General features: G+C 65.5%; 18 protein-coding genes and 1 tRNA gene. 16 read left to right on the top strand and 3 right to left on the bottom strand.

Going from position 1 to position 15498, the window contains the following annotated elements:
- Positions 1-112: 112 nt before the first annotated feature.
- Genes HYG95_RS07585 through HYG95_RS07575 form a run of 3 tightly spaced genes read left to right on the top strand, consistent with a single transcriptional unit; the run spans position 113 to position 3380 of the window.
- Positions 113-1348 (top strand): PP2C family protein-serine/threonine phosphatase, encoded by a 1236-nt coding sequence (locus HYG95_RS07585; RefSeq protein WP_370465715.1) that lies wholly within the window; start codon positions 113-115, stop codon positions 1346-1348.
- On the top strand, positions 1345-2940 hold the full coding sequence (locus HYG95_RS07580; protein WP_370465714.1) for an ATP-binding protein: 1596 nt from the start codon (positions 1345-1347) through the stop codon (positions 2938-2940). Before HYG95_RS07585 ends, HYG95_RS07580 begins: the two co-directional genes overlap by 4 nt.
- On the top strand, positions 2937-3380 hold the full coding sequence (locus HYG95_RS07575) for a response regulator (RefSeq protein WP_181697291.1): 444 nt from the start codon (positions 2937-2939) through the stop codon (positions 3378-3380). Before HYG95_RS07580 ends, HYG95_RS07575 begins: the two co-directional genes overlap by 4 nt.
- 6 nt (positions 3381-3386) lie before the next feature.
- Here HYG95_RS07575 and HYG95_RS07570 read toward each other — a convergent pair whose 3' ends face one another.
- Entirely contained in the window at positions 3387-3800 is a 414-nt protein-coding gene (locus HYG95_RS07570) for an ATP-binding protein (protein WP_370465726.1), read from the bottom strand.
- Positions 3801-3995: 195 nt separating this feature from the next.
- Between HYG95_RS07570 and HYG95_RS07565 the strand changes: the two genes are divergently transcribed.
- Positions 3996-4367: an STAS domain-containing protein gene (locus tag HYG95_RS07565; RefSeq protein ID WP_067488991.1), complete on the top strand. Its 372-nt coding sequence runs from the start codon at positions 3996-3998 to the stop codon at positions 4365-4367.
- A gap of 54 nt (positions 4368-4421) precedes the next feature.
- Here HYG95_RS07565 and HYG95_RS07560 read toward each other — a convergent pair whose 3' ends face one another.
- On the bottom strand, positions 4422-5975 hold the full coding sequence (locus HYG95_RS07560) for an acyl-CoA carboxylase subunit beta (RefSeq protein WP_181697288.1): 1554 nt from the start codon (positions 5973-5975) through the stop codon (positions 4422-4424).
- A gap of 352 nt (positions 5976-6327) precedes the next feature.
- On the opposite strand from HYG95_RS07560, the gene HYG95_RS07555 reads away from it, so the two are divergent.
- From HYG95_RS07555 to HYG95_RS07520, 8 genes are all read left to right on the top strand, one after another.
- Positions 6328-6489, top strand: a complete 162-nt coding sequence (locus HYG95_RS07555) for a hypothetical protein (RefSeq protein WP_181697287.1) — start codon at positions 6328-6330, stop codon at positions 6487-6489.
- A 194-nt stretch (positions 6490-6683) separates the two neighbouring features.
- Positions 6684-7946, top strand: coding sequence for a CdaR family transcriptional regulator (locus HYG95_RS07550; protein WP_181697286.1), 1263 nt, complete (start codon positions 6684-6686; stop codon positions 7944-7946).
- A 189-nt stretch (positions 7947-8135) separates the two neighbouring features.
- Positions 8136-9074, top strand: a complete 939-nt coding sequence (locus HYG95_RS07545) for an alpha/beta hydrolase family protein (protein WP_255495062.1) — start codon at positions 8136-8138, stop codon at positions 9072-9074.
- A 34-nt stretch (positions 9075-9108) separates the two neighbouring features.
- Positions 9109-9426: a hypothetical protein gene (locus HYG95_RS07540; protein WP_181697285.1), complete on the top strand. Its 318-nt coding sequence runs from the start codon at positions 9109-9111 to the stop codon at positions 9424-9426.
- A gap of 46 nt (positions 9427-9472) precedes the next feature.
- Positions 9473-9883 carry a DUF3592 domain-containing protein gene (locus tag HYG95_RS07535; protein WP_181697284.1) on the top strand — a complete coding sequence of 137 codons (411 nt, stop codon included), beginning with the start codon at positions 9473-9475 and terminating at the stop codon, positions 9881-9883.
- 80 nt (positions 9884-9963) lie between these two features.
- A complete protein-coding gene (locus HYG95_RS07530) occupies positions 9964-10872 on the top strand; it encodes a TIGR03564 family F420-dependent LLM class oxidoreductase (protein WP_181697283.1) in 909 nt (302 codons plus the stop codon).
- Positions 10873-10962: 90 nt separating this feature from the next.
- Entirely contained in the window at positions 10963-12054 is a 1092-nt protein-coding gene (locus HYG95_RS07525; protein ID WP_181697282.1) for a mechanosensitive ion channel domain-containing protein, read from the top strand.
- Between the two features lie 57 nt (positions 12055-12111).
- A tRNA-Pro gene (locus HYG95_RS07520) sits at positions 12112-12185 on the top strand.
- Between the two features lie 50 nt (positions 12186-12235).
- Here the strand turns inward: HYG95_RS07520 and HYG95_RS07515 are convergent.
- A complete protein-coding gene (locus HYG95_RS07515; protein ID WP_255495061.1) occupies positions 12236-12751 on the bottom strand; it encodes a site-specific integrase in 516 nt (171 codons plus the stop codon).
- A 45-nt stretch (positions 12752-12796) separates the two neighbouring features.
- On the opposite strand from HYG95_RS07515, the gene HYG95_RS07510 reads away from it, so the two are divergent.
- The 4 genes from HYG95_RS07510 to HYG95_RS07495 all read left to right on the top strand — a co-directional run bounded on the left by HYG95_RS07510 (position 12797) and on the right by HYG95_RS07495 (position 15069).
- On the top strand, positions 12797-13135 hold the full coding sequence (locus HYG95_RS07510) for a protein kinase (RefSeq protein ID WP_181697280.1): 339 nt from the start codon (positions 12797-12799) through the stop codon (positions 13133-13135).
- Positions 13136-13379: 244 nt separating this feature from the next.
- Positions 13380-13763, top strand: a complete 384-nt coding sequence (locus HYG95_RS07505) for a tetratricopeptide repeat protein (RefSeq protein ID WP_181697279.1) — start codon at positions 13380-13382, stop codon at positions 13761-13763.
- Positions 13764-13956: 193 nt separating this feature from the next.
- Complete coding sequence (locus HYG95_RS07500) at positions 13957-14559, top strand: AAA family ATPase (RefSeq protein ID WP_181697278.1); 603 nt, start codon at positions 13957-13959, stop codon at positions 14557-14559.
- A 36-nt stretch (positions 14560-14595) separates the two neighbouring features.
- Positions 14596-15069 carry a DUF4440 domain-containing protein gene (locus tag HYG95_RS07495; RefSeq protein ID WP_181697277.1) on the top strand — a complete coding sequence of 158 codons (474 nt, stop codon included), beginning with the start codon at positions 14596-14598 and terminating at the stop codon, positions 15067-15069.
- Positions 15070-15498: the final 429 nt, after the last annotated feature.

The raw sequence follows: 15498 nt of genomic DNA, 5'->3' as shown, positions 1-15498 counted from the left end.
TCGGGATCGGAGACATTCGTGCACACCGCTGGATTTCGGCTGTCCACCTGCGGGAGAAGACCCACTCGCCGAAACCGTGCGAGTGTCAGGACCGGCATTCCCACGGGTCGTCGTGCCGCGCAGTGACACAACCGCCGCCGATCTCCTGGTCACCGAGGCCGCAGCCCTGCCGGGCCCGGCAGCCCGCATCCTGCTCGTCGAGGACGACCCGGGTGACGCGCTGCTGGTAGAGGAACTGGTGGCCGATCTCGGCGCCGGACCGCGCCTGGAGTGGGTGCGCACCCTGGCCGAGGCGGGCGAACGGCTGCGCACCGACACCCCCGACTGCGTCCTGCTCGATCTGCACCTGCCCGACGCCAACGGGCTCGAGGCACTGGCGCGACTGCACCAGATCGACGACCAGATCGCCGTCGTGGTGATGACCGGGCTCGACGAGGAGCAGACCGGGCTCAACGCCCTGGCCGCAGGAGCGCAGGACTACCTCGTGAAGGGCCGGGTGGAGCCCGAATTGTTCGGTCGCGCGGTGCGTTACGCCATCCAGCGTAAGCACGCCGAGCGCACGACCGCCGCCCTGCGGGCCAGCCAGATGCGGGCGCAGGAGAACGCTCGTCTGGAACGCGGTCTGCTGCCCACTCCCCTGCTCGGTGCCGACCGCGCCGTCGAGGTGCTCGCCCGGTACCGACCCGGCGCCGACCACTCCCTGCTCGGCGGTGACTTCTACGACGCGGTGCAGGACGCCGACGGCGTGGTGCACGTGGTGATCGGTGATGTCGCGGGTCACGGCCCCGACGCCGCCGCAACGGGTGTCGCGCTCCGACTGGCCTGGCGCACACTGGTTCTCAGCGGCGTCACCGGCGCCCGTCAGCTCTCTTTGCTCGAGGAACTGCTCGTGGCCGAACGCCGCGACGAGCAGACCTTCGCGACGGCGACCGTGTTACGGCTCGACCCGGTGACCAGGCTGGTTCAGGTCCGCCGAGCGGGCCATCCGGGAATGCTGCGGCGCGCGGCCGGCGTCTCGCGCTGGTTGGAGGTCGACGGTGGCCCGGCGCTCGGATTCGTCCCGGGCCACGGGCAGTGGCCCGTGCACGAGCTGAGTCTTGCCGAGAACGCCGGGCTGATGTTGTTCACCGACGGACTGTTCGAAGGCCACGTCGGCGACGGCAGCAGGCGACTGGGCGAGGACGGCCTGCTCGCGCTCGCCAACACCCTGCCCACCGCACACCCGGACGAGTTCGTCGACGCGCTGATCGAACGAGTAGAAGACCAGGCCGCCGCAGCGGGCGGCCTGGACGACGACGTGGCCATCCTCTATGTGCGATGGCTCGACAACGAAAGGCTTGCGCAGTGACGACCACAGCCCCCGACCGGAAACGGTTGATCAGCCGGATGACGGCTCAGGGCTGGTTCCAGCTCGTCTTCGCCTCGATGATCGTCGCCGTGATCGTCGGAGCCGTGGCGGGCGCCCAGGTCATCGCCCACACCAACCGGGTCACCGACCGGCTGGTGGCCCAAACGCTTCCGGCCGCCGCCGAGGCCGCGCGCCTGCAGGGGGCGCTGGTGAACGAAGAGGCGGGCATCCGGGGTTACGTGCTCACCCGTGATCCCCTGTTCGTCTCGCAATACACCAGCGCCAGGCAGGACGAGGCGAAAGCCGTCGAACGGCTCGAGCAGTTGATCGAGGGCCGTCCCGAACTCCAGGCCGACCTGTCCGCACTGCTGACCGCCGCCGACCTGTGGCGCACCGAGTATGCCGAGCCGGTGATCGCCCAGGGCGGCGCAGCGAACCGAACAGATATGGGCATCACCTATTTCGGCGAGTTGCAATCACGGTTCGCCACCCAGAACGACAATCTCACCGCCGCCGTCGACCGCGACAACAGCCGGCTCGACTCCGCCCGCACCACTCGCAACCTGGTGCTTTCAGGCATCGTGGTCGCCTTCCTGGTGACGGGAGCGGCGCTCACCGTCCTGGTGCGTCGCCTCGTCGTCCGGCCGCTCGGCTATCTCACGGAGTCCTCCCGGCGCGTCGCGGCAGGCGAATTCGACTCCCGCATCGATCCCGTCGGCCCCTCCGACATCGCGCTCGTCTGCGCCGCCGTGGAGAACATGCGCGACCATATCGTCGCCGAACTCGCCTCCTCGCGGGTGCAGGAATCGGTGCTGCACCAGCAGAAACAGGAACTGGCCGACCAGGCGGAGGAACTGCGGCGTTCCAACACCGAACTCGAGCAGTTCGCCTACGTCGCCTCCCACGACCTGCAGGAGCCGCTGCGCAAGGTCGCCTCGTTCTGCCAGCTGCTCGACAAACGCTACGGCGACCAGCTCGACGAACGCGGCAAGCAGTACATCGACTTCGCAGTCGACGGCGCCAAGCGCATGCAGGTGCTCATCAACGATTTGCTCACCTTCTCGCGAGTCGGGCGCGTATCCGACGGCACCGAGCCCGTCGAGCTCGACCACAGTCTCGACGCCGGGCTCACGGCGCTGTCGTCGAGCATCGAGGAGACCGGCGCGGTGGTCGAGCGACCGGAGCAGCTGCCACGAGTCGAGGGCGAACCGACGCTCCTGGTCATGCTGTGGCAGAACATCATCGGCAACGCGATCAAGTTCCGCACCCCGGGATCCACGCCGCTGATCCGGATCACCTGCACACCGGAGGACAACGGCTCGGGTTGGCAGTTCAGCGTCTCCGACAACGGCATCGGCGTCGACGCCGAATTCGCGGACAAGGTGTTCGTCATCTTCCAGCGCCTGCACTCCCGCGACGCCTACAGCGGAACCGGTATCGGGCTGGCCGTGTGCAAGAAGATCGTGGAATTCCACGGCGGCCGGATCTGGATCGACACCGATTATCACGACGGCACCCGCCTGTGTTTCACCCTGCCCGCCCTCGACGAATCCACCACCACATCCGACGCCCGGAAAGAGGCTATCGCGTGACCGATCCCGGCCAGCCCATCGATATTCTGCTCGTCGAAGACGACCCCGGCGACGAATTGATGACGAGAGAGGCGTTCGAGGACAACAAAATCGGCAATACCCTGCATGTGGTAAGAGACGGTGAGGAGGCCCTCGACTTTCTCTACCGTAACGGCGACTACGCCGATGCGCCGACACCCGACCTGATCCTGCTCGATCTGAATCTCCCGAGATACGACGGCAGACAGGTATTGGAGAAGATCAAGGCCGACCCCGAGTTGTCACCGATTCCGGTGGTCGTGCTGACCACATCCGCCGCCGAGGAGGACATTCTGCGCAGTTACAAGTTGCATGCCAATGCCTATGTGACCAAACCGGTCGACCTCGACCAGTTCATCGCCGCCATCCGGCAGATCGACGAATTCTTCGTGCAGGTCGTCCGGCTGCCGAGGGTGCGCTGACCGGCTTCACGAGCAGGCGATGAGCATGGTGACGATGGTGCCGAATTCGGTTGTCTCGACGTCGAATTCGCTGCTCACCGCGCGCATGATGGTCAGCCCCCGGCCGCGCGATTCGTCGGCGACCGAGGCACTCGGCTGCCAGCTGCCGTGGTCGCTGACGACCACGCGAATGTGACCGTCGGTGACCGATGCGCCGATTTCGACCGGTCCACCATCACCGCGATGACCGTGCTCCACAGCATTGGTACACGCCTCACCCGCGGCCAGGATCACATCGTCGACCAGTGTTTGCCGCACCGGAATGTCGCTCAGCCAGGTACGCAGCGCACGACGGACCTCGACCAAACGATCAGCCGTCGCAGAAAATTCCAGATAGAAAGGTTTCAGGGTGTTCTCCTGACCAGACGGGCGCCTCGGCACCGAGCGGTGTGCTGTCGGTCTCGCTTCTGGCATTTACCCCATCCGATCCACTGCTAAGCAGGGCGCAAGTGTGATGCATACGTCCCGCGAGGGTAGCGCGGAGACGTGAGACCTCTTCTGTAAGGTCCTATTTCATCGGGTAAGTTGAGTAAGATGTGTTCGCCGACCCGGCGGCACCGAGGCAAGAGGTGGAAAGTGGCGAATCGCGACCAGAACGGAATCCCCGACCTCGATGTGCAGGTACGCGCCGAAGACGGATTCGAAATCCTCACCGTTCGCGGCGAAGTCGACATGGCATCGGCGCCCCAGTTGCAGGCCGCGCTGGAAAAGGCACAGCAGGGTGGAAACACGCTCGTCGTCGACATGACCCAGGTGGGTTTCCTCGGGTCGGCCGGACTCAGCGCACTGCTCGTCGTGTCGAAAGCGGCACCGGGCCAGCTGCGGGTGGTCGCGTCCCGTGAGGTCGCCCGCCCCATCGAACTCACCGGCCTGGACAAGCTCCTCGCCGTGTACAGCACCCTCGAAGCGGCCGTCGCCGCCACCGACGGGGCACCCTCCGCGCTGTAAGCGCACGCCGAGCGGTGCCCGGATCGGTCGTATGAGGTCCGGGCACCGCGGCACTCACATCGGATACACCGAGTGCTTGCGTGGGTTGAACTCCCGTGCCACCGGGGGTTTGTCGCGCAACAGGCGGAGTGCGTGGCGGATCTCGAGCCGGGTACGCGCCGGTTCGATGACGGCATCGATATAGCCGCGTTCGGCCGCGATCCAGGGCGTGGCGACCGTCTCGTTGTACTGGTTGATCATGAATTCCCGTGCGGCGGCCCGATGTTCCTCGGGGACCGCCGCCAGCTGCCGCTTACCGATCAGGTCGACCGCGCTCTCGGCGCCGATCACCGCGATCCGCGCCGTCGGCCACGCGAAACTCACGTCGGCGCCCACCTGACGCGCCGCCATCATCCCGTAGGCACCGCCGTAGGACTTGCGCACCACGAGATTGATGATCGGCACGGTGGCCTCGATGATCGCCCTCGGCACCCGCCCACCACGGATGATCACGCCCGCCGCTTCCTGATCGAGCCCCGGCAGCACACCGGGTGTGTCGACGACGAACACCAGCGGGATGTTGAACGCATCGCAGAGCCGGATGAAGTAGGTCGACTTGTCCGAGCACGCCGCGTCGATCGAACCACCCAGCACGAGCGGCTGATTGGCGATCACGCCGACCGGATACCCGTCCACCCGGGCGAAGCCGGTGATCAGGTTGGGGGCGAAAGCCGCACGGATCTCATGGAATTCGCCGTCGTCGAAGATCCGCAGCAGGATCTCGTGCATGTCGTAGCCGGTGCGATCGGAGTCGGGAATGATGGTGTCGAGCTCGCGGTCCGAGCCCGTGATCTCCGGCTCCAGACCAGGGTTCACAATCGGTGGCTGCTCGAGACAACTCGACGGCATGTAGCTGAGGTAGGCCCGCGCCCAGGCGTAGGCATCCGCCTCGGTCTTCGCCACGTGATGCAGCGTGCCGCGCTCGGCCTGCACCGCGGCCCCACCGAGGTCTTCGGCGCTGATGTCCTCACCGTTGACGGCTTTGATCACCTCCGGCCCGGTGACGAACATGTACGAATCCTCGGTCCCGATCAGCACATCGGTATTGATCGGCCCGTACACCGACCCCGCCGCGCACTTGCCGAGAATGATCGACACCTGCGGCACATACCCCGACAGCTTCTCCAGTACCCGGGAGATGTCACCGAACGACGCGATCGACCCCACCGCGTCCTGAATCCGCGCACCGCCGGAGTCGTTGATCGTCACCACGGGGCAGCCGGAATCGAACGCCAGCTTCAGCGCCCGCATGAACTTGCGCGCCGACACCACACCCACCGATCCGCCGTACACCGTCTGGTCGTGCGCGATCACCACCACCGGCCGCCCGTCGATCAGGCCCCGCCCGGTGACCAGGCCGTCGCCGTAGAGCGCGTCGGGCTGGTCGGGCTGGCGCGCCAAGGCGCCCACCTCGATGAACGTCCCGGGATCGAGCAGCATGTTCAGCCGCTCCCGCACGCTCGGCACGCCCTTCTTCGCCCGCTTCGCGACGCCGGCCGCACCCGCGGGTTCCGCGGCGATCGCCAGGATCTTGACCAACTCGTCGAGCTTCGCCTGCGTAGTCGCCACGCTCGCTGCCACCTTCCAACCACCTGTAGTACTCCGGGCGAACCTAGGCCCAATCGCGCGCGCACACGACGCCTGTGTGCGGTATGTGGACAGGTCACAGTGATCGGTGGCGATCCCCCGTGGTTCCGACAACCCCGTTGTGGTCCGCGCCGAACCTCCGTTCCATACCTGATCGCGCGGCACAAGGCGATATGACGAACGCATCGAATTGTTGTGGATTTCTCCGAGAATGGCGCGGCGAACCAAATGGAAACGTCAAAAGCCGCCGCAGGCACACGAATTCGGGATTGCCGTCGTGATCTGATCGAGATGTCCCGAGCATGGGATGTTCACCGAACGCGAGGAAGTACGTATGAACTCCAGAATTGCCCGCCCGATTGCCGTTGCCGCCCTTGCCCTCTCGGCTGCCGCGCTCAGCACCGGCACCGCGGCCGCGGCCGCACCCGTCGCCGGGTCGGTCGAGGTGTGCGCGCCCCTCCCGCTGGGCCCGCTCGAGCTGAGCCTGTGCCTCTGACCGGCTAGATCGGTGCGGTGAGCTGGTGTGGGCGGGCGTCGGGGCCGCCCACACCGGCGTGTATCCGGTACTCGTCGTAACCCTAATCATTCCTCTATTCTCTTGACCTTTGTCACAAGCGAAGCCCGGACGTGACAATGGCCTACGCGGTAGTTTGGTCACTTGCCCAGCGATCTGGGTGGGAAGGATTCATCATGGCTGTCACAACTTCCATCGAACCGTTCTTGACCGCTTCGGGCCGCCCGGTGTCAACCCCGTTGAAAGACGTGCGCACAATCTCGCGCCAGATGGTGGTGCATTTCATCGAAAACGTCGTCCCCTGCGCGACGCTGCCGGGCGAAGCGCTCGACGGCGACGTCACCACCGTCACCAGGGTCTGTCTCGAGCTCACCCGAAGCATGCTCGACGGTCGCGACCTCCCCGGCCGGGTGGAGCGCGTGCAGGCCGCCGCCGCCGACTGGGCGCGCGAGGGCATCCCGATCGACACCATCCACCACGCCGTCCACGAAGGCTTCAAACTCGGCTTCGACCTGGTGATCACCAATGTCACCAATCACGACTACGACACCGTGGTCGGCGTGGCCCGGCGCCTGATGGACGCCCAGGACATGATCACCTCCGCTGTCTCCGCGGCCTACGTGCGCGAGCTTCGCGCCGTGGTCAGCGAGCACCACACCGCCGTGCACACCCTCACCTCCGCGCTGCTCGGCGGCCAGAACACCTCGACGATGGCCCGCGAATGCGGCATCGAGGTCGCCGCCGAATACCACGTGATGGCCCTGGAGCTGCCGCCACACCCGGAGGAATCCGAACCCGGCCTGAACGCGAAAGTCGTTGCGCGGCGCAAGTTGCGGCGCGTGCAGGCCGAACTCGCCAACCGCTGCGACGGCAAGGTGCTGTCGCTGCTCAGCGTCGACGGCGGCACCCTGCTGCTGCCCGCCACCGAGTTCACCGAGCCCGAACTCGACGAGCTGATCGTGCACCTGTCCACCGCCGCCCAGGTACCGGTGCGCGCCGTGGTGATGTCGGCCGCGCCGAGCGAGATCCCGCGCGCCGCGGAACAAGTCCACGAACTCGTCGAAATCGTGCACCGTCTCGGCGGCCCGAGCAAGGTCTACCGCCCGCACGAACTGGCCTTCGAATACCAGCTCACCCGACCGGGGCCCGCCCGCGACTACCTGAGTTCGGTCGTCGATTCCCTCGAAGCGCATCCGGAGCTCATGCAGACCCTCGAGGTCTACATGTCCACCAATATGCAGCGCTCACGCACGGCCCGGAAGATGTTCATCCACACCAATACCGTCGACTACCGGCTCAAGCGGATCAGCCAGATGACCGGATTCGACCTCAACGACGTCACCGGATTGTGTTACCTACGGGCGGCCCTGCTCATCCGCGCGCATCGAGGAACGGCGTCGAGCGATATCTCCCCGGATCGGGGCTCACGCGCCGGCTGAGGACCGTAGCGAACGCGGGTGCCCCCATTTCTGGGGTCTGGCCGGGCTTTCCTACGAACGGGATCGTTCTTCGATAAAGGTGCACTGTCGCGGCGCGGAGCCTCACCGGGCGGACAGCGAGCGTGGGCACCTGTCCGAGCACCCGTGATCGCTCTCGATCACCGGTTCGGCGATCGAGAGGAACCCCCGTTGTCCAGACTCCGGCTCGTGATCCTGACCCTTGTCACCGTTCTTGTCGCCCTGACACCCTCGTTCATCCCTGCTCCCGCACAGGCTGCGGCCACGGTGCGGTGGGAAGCGCGGGTCAGTGACCGCATCCTCGACATCGGGATCTCCTCGCCGAACCTCGAGGGCCCCGACTGGGCGGTGAAGGTGGTGCGGTTGCTGCTGCCACCCGGCTGGTCGAAGGACGCCGCCCGCACCTGGCCCACGATCTGGGTTCTGCACGGCGGGTTCGACGATCACAAGTCCTGGACCGACAAGGGCAATCTCGAGGCACTCACCGCGAACACCGACGCCATCTACGTGCTCCCCGAAACCAGTTGGTGCAGTGCGTATTCCGACTGGTGGAACTACGGTTCCTACGGCGCGCCCGCCTGGGAGAAGTACCTGATGGGCGACGTGCGGACCCTACTGGAATCGACCTACCGCGCGAACACCACCCGCGCCATCGCGGGCAACTCGATGGGCGGTCTCGGCGCGATGAAGTTCGCTGCGGAGTACCAGGGTTGGTTCCGTTCGGCGGCCAGTTTCAGCGGCAACGTCGACCCGCTGCACGACTCGGGCGCTCCTGGCGAACCGGACAAGCCGGGTCAGGGATGCGCCGCGGACTGGAAACGCGTCTGGGGTGACTACACGGCCCAGCGCCACATCTGGGAGCAGAACAACCCCTACACCCAGGCAGGCAAGCTGACCGGTATCCCCCTGTTCGTCAGCTATGGCAAGAACGGGCTTGTGGAATCCGCTGTCTACGAGCAGAACTCGCGCTTTGTCGCCAAACTGGAGAACACATCCGGCGTGGACGTCAGGGAACGCTATGACGCAGGGGCCGGACATGACTGGCCGGCCTGGTCGTCGGCGATGTCCTGGGCGCTGCCGGATCTGTTGCGATCTGTGGGCGTCGGCTGATCGGTGCCGGACCGGCGGCTGAGGGAGAAACATCATGCACTTCGTCCCGGCGCTGTTGCTGGCGATCATCGGCGCGTCCACGGTCGGGTCGGCGCCGATGGCGGGCGTTCCACTGCTCGCCCTCGCGGCGGTGATCGCGATTCACGAGCTTCGCGAATACCTGTGGACGCTTCGAGAGATCGGTCGGATTTCGCCTTCGCTGTCCCGGCGCGAGCGTCTCTGGCGCGCGGCGCGAATGTCGGGAAGACCGGGCGGAACCGGCGGGTCGGGCGGTTCCGGCGGGCGGGGCGGAACGAGCTGCGGTGGTGGCGGTGGTGGCGGCTGCGGTGGTGGCGGGGGCGGTTGTGGGTGACCGAGCGACGAGAGAATGCGCGTGAATATCGTGGGGAGGGAAACCTGTGTCGACGGAATGGTTGTTCGCGCTGATCCCGGGTTGCGTGGGGTCGGTCTTCTTCGTCATCGGCCTGGTCTTGATTCGCCGTACTCGAAAATTGAAGCGCTCCGGCGCGAAAGCGGTTGGCACAGTAGTCCGATTGGCGACGAGTTCGGGACAGAACGGCACCCTGTATCACCCGGTGGTCCGGTGGGTGACGGCCGATGGGCGCACCGTGGAGGAACGCGCCGTCATGGGTAAGTCGTGGATTGTGAATTTCCGGCCCGGCACGCCGGTTCTCGTCCATTACGATCCGGATCGCCCGGCGAAGATGGTCATCGAGGGCTACAGCGGCGGCTCGGAATGGTTGTTCTGCCTGCTGGGCGCGGGTGTGCTCGGTGTGACTCTCGCGGTGTGCCTGGTGGCGGCTTTCTGAGCCCGGCGGCCCTTTCGATCATGGTGATCGGATAGCGGTATTTCGGAACAAAGCCGCCTGAGGGCCCGGTTGGACCGGGCATGACTCTCGGAATCGCGCTCGCCGTCGAAAACGCCACCAATTACGTCGACGACATCGTCGAGCAGGCCCGCTATGTCGCCGAACAGGGTGTGCCAGCAGTGTGGTTCGGGCAGCGGATGGACTACGACTCTCCCACCCTCGCCGCGATCGTCGGGCGTGAGATACCCGCCTTGCAGGTCGGTACGTCCGCTATTCCGGTGACGGGGCGGCATCCGCTGCTGATCTCGTCGCAGGCACAGACCGCCCAGGCCGCCACCCACGGCCGCTACCATCTCGGTCTCGCGGTCGGCTCCACCTTGTCGGCGAGTGCCTTCGGTCAGCCGTTCGATCGGCCCATCGCCCGGTTGCGCGAGTTCCTCACCGCGTTGCGGCAGCTTCTCGACACCGGCACCGCCGACATCCACGGTGAACTGTTCACCACCACCCCGGCGCTACCTACCTCGGTTCCCGGCGCCGAGCGGCTTCCGGTGCTGGTGGCCGCCATGGGCCCGCAGGCGCTGCGAGTCACCGGCGAACTCACCGACGGCACCCTGCCCTACCTTGCCGGACCCAGGACACTGAGCGAACACATCGTTCCCGAAATCACCAGGGCGGCAACCACTCCCCCGCGTGTCGTCGCCTTCGTGCCTGCCGTCGTCACCGCTGATGTCGAGACAGCCCGTTCTGCAGCGTTGCGGCACTTGGCCTTCTACGAGCAGATCCCGTCCTATCGCCGCGTCCTCGACCTCGAAGGAGTCGCCAGGGCGGCAGATCTCGCACTGATCGGTGACGAGGAAACCGTCGCCGCGGGCATCCGCCGCTACTTCGACGCGGGCGCCACCGAAGTCGTCCTCACCGCGACCGACCTCACCGGCCAGCACGACCACCGCCGCACCATTGCCCTACTGGGCGAACTGGCCCGGCGGTGATCCGCTGCCATCAGAACGTCATGTCTGAGGCCGCGAGTCCCGGGTAAGCGACCGGCTGAGGCGAGTCGAGAACGAGAGGAGTTCGATCTCGTGGAAGACCTGTTGCGGCCGATGCTCGTGGTGTTCGGCACGATCGCGATCACCGTGGCCGCCGGCCTGGCGATCGACCGGCTGCTGCGCTACAGCGCCCGCCGCCGTCCCGGTGTCCACCTGAATTCGGTACGCCGGGTACGGGTGCCCCTCCAATTACTGCTCGGCACACTGCTTTTGCGTGCCCTCTACCCCCTGGCCGACGTGGATCCACGCCGCGACACGGTGGTCCAGAATTTCCTCGCCACCGCCGCGCTGATCGCGGCAGCGTGGTTGGTGATTCGCGCCACCGACGCCGTCGCCGAGCACCTGCTGCGCCGCTATGCCCAACGCACAACCGAGGTTTCGCGGGTGCGACAGCTGCGCACCCAGCTCGGACTGGTGCGCCGCATCATCACCTCGGTGCTCGTCGTCACCACCGCGGCGGTCGTCATCCTGCTGCTGTTCCCCAGCCTGCGCACCCTCGGCACCTCGATGCTGGCCTCTGCGGGCGTCATCGGCATCATCGCGGGCGTGGCCGCCCAATCCACCCTGAGCAATCTGATGGCCGGGTTGCAGATCGCCTTCGGCGACTCGGTCAAGATCGGCGACACGGTGGTCGTCGAAGGCGAATGGGGTGTGGTCGAGGACATCACCCTCGCCTTCCTCACCGTCCGCATCTGGGACGGCCGCCGCCTGACCATGCCGGTCTCCTACTTCAACAGCAAGCCCTACGAGAACTGGTCACGCGGCGGCTCCGAAGTCACCGGCACCGTCGCCCTCCACCTCGACCACTCCACCCCCATCCCCGCCCTCCGCGAACACCTACACACCTACCTGCGCCAACGCCCCGACTGGGACGGCCGCACCTGGAGCCTGCTCGTCACCGACAGCACCCCAACCAACATCGTCGTCCGCGCCGCCATGTCCGCCGCCGACGCCGACGACGCCTGGACCCTGCGCTGCGCCGTCCGCGAAGAACTCCTCACCTGGCTCTCCGACCACCACCCCCACGCCCTCCCCAAAATCCCCACCCTCATCACCAACCCCACCGACACACCCCCCGAACCAGTCTCGACCGCATCCCGAAACGGCCATCTACCAGCCGATTAGTACTCACACGGACTGTTGCGGTAATCTTTCCGAGCACCCGGCGACGGGGGCAAGGAACGGGCTGTGGCGCAGCTTGGTAGCGCACCTGACTGGGGGTCAGGTGGTCGCAGGTTCAAATCCTGTCAGCCCGACAGGCATAAGGCCAGGTAGGAGCATGTTTCCTGCCTGGCTTTTTTGCTGTTCAGCCTGCCTCGTTGTCACGATCTGTCACAAGCGCGCCGTAGGTCGCTGCCGCATCATCCAGCGCCGCGCGTTGCGAGTGTGCGTAAGTCTTCAGGGTGAATGCCGCGTCGGTATGCCCGAGCCAAGCACTGATCACCGCCAACGGCACGCGATTGAGGTGCATCAGGGTTCCGCATGTATGACGAGCGTCATGCAGTCGGATTCGCGACACCCCCGCCTTGGTGACTGCGCGATTCCAAGCGCGAGTGAGTTTGTCCGGGGACACAGCACGTCCGAGTTCGTCAACGACGACATAGCCCGACCCCTCCCACACCTTCCCGAGTGCCAAGCGTTCGGCGGTGGTGCGCGCCTTCGCGGCTTTCAACTCGATAGCCAGCTGATCGGTCAACGGCAGAGTGCGTCGAGACGATCGCGTCTTCGGCTCGTTGTCCACCACCACACCCGTCCCGGCCATCACACGATTGTTCGAGATGGTGAGTGTCTTGGCGTTCAAGTCGATGTCCGACCAGCGCAACCCGTGATCGGTTCGGCACAGCCGACCATGTCAAGCTGGGGAACGATGAGGTTGCAACCGGGCGCGGTAGTGGGTGGGTATCGGCTCACTGGAGTGCTCGGCGCCGGTGGCTATGGCGCCGTATATCTGGCAAAGCATCCACGCCTGGAACGTAGTGTCGCGCTAAAGGTATTGTATCCGGGATACGCAGCGGATCCGAAGGTTCGCATTGCGTTCGACCGTGAAGCCACCCTGGTCGCAGGCCTGGATCATCCCAATATCGTTTCCGTTTATGACCGTAACGATCCCGACGACGAGCACTTGTGGTTGTCGATGCGTCCCGTCATCGGCGGTGATCTCAACGTGTCGATCAATGCCGAGCCGCAGGGTCTAGATCTACCCTGAGGGGGAGCGGGCGATTCTCACTGACTTTGGGCAGCCTGCGACCTGAACTGCCTCCCTACATAGATTCGGTCATCGGCACTGCGTTAGCCAAAGACCCCTCAGAGCGTTACTCATCATGTGGTGAGTTGGCCGAAACCTGCTCCGCGCCGTCACCGCCACGACCTTCGCGCATGGGGTAGCCGTCCCACGCAATTCAGCCGAGGAGTTCTCACCCCCAGCCGCTGAATCAGGCACGGCCTACACAATGGTCAAGCGCGGCAATCTATTCAAGGATGTTGGCGAGTTCGGCAAAGCGGAGTCTTGGTACCGCCGCGCAGCAGATACCGGCGATGCCAACGCGATGCGCCATCTTGGCGACGTTCCCAAGAGGCGAGGGGACATAGGCGAAGCTGAATCCTGGTACCGCCGTGCTGCTGCGTTAGAGGATATCGGCGCAATGACCAGCCTCGGTGTTGCGCTTGAATTGCTGGGCGAGTGGGACGAAGCTGAAACGTGGTACCGCAGCGCTGCGGACGTCGGCAATGCCAAAGCCATGCACTCTCTCGGAAACCTTCTCAAAAGGCGCGGTGAGCTAAGCCAAGGGGAGACTTGGTCTCGCCGTGCGATTGCTGCCGAGCACAAGGCATAGCCTCGACCGTAGCAGGCAGCATCGCACGGCAGACCAGCATCCGGTTCCACATACACAGCCGGAAGCAGCGAAATACGACGGGATGCAACCAAGATGCTGCGCGCGCCAAAGTCCTGGCCTACCAGCAGTTTTGGGCAGCCCTCGCAGTCAGCCCCGACGGGGGCCGACGATGCCTGACATGCGAAAATGCCCCATGGCCCCTCCACATGCCGCACCCGTGCTCGTCATCGTTTCGGGACCGTCGGGGGCGGGGAAGTCCACGCTAGCCCACGCGCTGGCCAATCTGATCGGTGTCCCGGCGATCATCCGCGACGAGATCAAGCAGGGCATGGTCTTGGCCGCCGGGCCCCGCGACGCCGACTTTGAAGACCTCAACATCCCGGTCCTGCATGCCTTCTTCGACACCCTCACCGTGCTCGCCCGCGCCGAGGTCAGCGTTGTCGCCGAAGCGGCCTTCCAGGACCGACTCTGGCGCCCGAACTTGCTCAGGCTGAGCAAGTTCGCCGAAATCCGCATCATCCACTGCACCGCGCCACAACACGTCCTGCACGACCGCATCACCCACCGCGCCGAGTACGACCCTCACCGCCGCGCCCACAACGACGCCGACCTTATCGCCGAGATCGCCGCCGGAACCCGCACTGCCGACTCCTTCGTACCAGTAAAGATGGACGTGGCGGAAATGACCGTCGACACCACCAACGGATACCGACCAGGCCTGGACGCCATCGCGCGATTCATCACGAACAGGCTTCACGATGCCCCGACCCCGGTCGGCTTGGACACAAGCACATAGCCGACCAAATGACGAACATTTAAAGAGGCGAAGCCGATGAACGAACCGCAAATTCCGCCAACCGCACGCGATGCCGGCGAACAAGTACGGGAAGCTGTCGCTGCGGAGATGCGGCTACTCGACCCGGCCGTTCGACGATCACGCGAACTTGCCGAAGTGTTGCTGCATCCAGAGTTCGTGGAGGTTGGCGCATCTGGTCGGCGATGGGATCGGCACCAAATGCTCGCGGAGTTGCCCACGATGTCGGGCTCGGCGGACGACCAGCGGATCGAGGTCTCCGATGTTCGCGGTGTTCTACTGGCACCAGGTTTGGTACATCTGACCTATCAGACCAACCACGATGGGCGGCGAGTACTTCGATCTTCGTTGTGGCGCAAGGGTTTTGCCGACACAAGCTGGAGGATGTACTACCACCAGGGAACCCCTGTACCCGGTTCGACCTTTGAACAGGTGAACTTGACAGGGAAACCTGCTCGTGCCCGCACTGCCAACGCCTCAGCGGCGGACTGATCATGGCCTGGGTCGGGTTCCCCGCTGACGGGTTCACCTGGACGGGCCCGTTGGCGAACCTCAGTGGTACGCGACCTTTCCCACCACCAAACGCGGGCTTCCGTCCCACCTGCGGTTCCACGATCCTGCACTCGACGACGGCAGCGACGACATCGGCATCACCGGAATTCGTCAGCGGGGATTCGAGTTGGTCTACCTGTCGTTCGACTAGTCTCGCTGCCTGGGGCCGACCGCGAGTCGGCCCCTTCCGACGCGCCTGCCTTGTCGGGCGACCGAAACGCTCCCGCCCCGCTGCCGATCAACGCGAATTTCCCCGCCGCAAGGTCGACAGCGGTAGTGATGGTGGTCAGAGCGCCGAGGAACACGGCTCCAAGGCCGGGAACCCGGTCGCGGCGGTGGTGGTCGCGAGGGCTGCGGGGAGCCCCCCCC

This window comes from Nocardia sp. GTS18 (assembly GCF_013839555.1).
In the GTDB taxonomy this organism is placed as follows: Bacteria; Actinomycetota; Actinomycetes; order Mycobacteriales; family Mycobacteriaceae; genus Nocardia; species Nocardia rosealba.
This window is presented reverse-complemented; position numbering and strand designations above follow the sequence as displayed.

Excerpts from the sequence above, each read along its gene's own strand:
- HYG95_RS07555 (WP_181697287.1), top strand. The coding sequence starts at position 6,328 with ATGAACTCCAGAATTGCCCGCCCGATTGCCGTTGCCGCCCTTGCCCTC.
- HYG95_RS07550 (WP_181697286.1), top strand. The coding sequence starts at position 6,684 with ATGGCTGTCACAACTTCCATCGAACCGTTCTTGACCGCTTCGGGCCGC.
- HYG95_RS07540 (WP_181697285.1), top strand. The coding sequence starts at position 9,109 with ATGCACTTCGTCCCGGCGCTGTTGCTGGCGATCATCGGCGCGTCCACG.
- HYG95_RS07530 (WP_181697283.1), top strand. The coding sequence starts at position 9,964 with ATGACTCTCGGAATCGCGCTCGCCGTCGAAAACGCCACCAATTACGTC.
- HYG95_RS07510 (WP_181697280.1), top strand. The coding sequence starts at position 12,797 with ATGAGGTTGCAACCGGGCGCGGTAGTGGGTGGGTATCGGCTCACTGGA.
- HYG95_RS07505 (WP_181697279.1), top strand. The coding sequence starts at position 13,380 with ATGGTCAAGCGCGGCAATCTATTCAAGGATGTTGGCGAGTTCGGCAAA.
- HYG95_RS07500 (WP_181697278.1), top strand. The coding sequence starts at position 13,957 with ATGGCCCCTCCACATGCCGCACCCGTGCTCGTCATCGTTTCGGGACCG.
- HYG95_RS07495 (WP_181697277.1), top strand. The coding sequence starts at position 14,596 with ATGAACGAACCGCAAATTCCGCCAACCGCACGCGATGCCGGCGAACAA.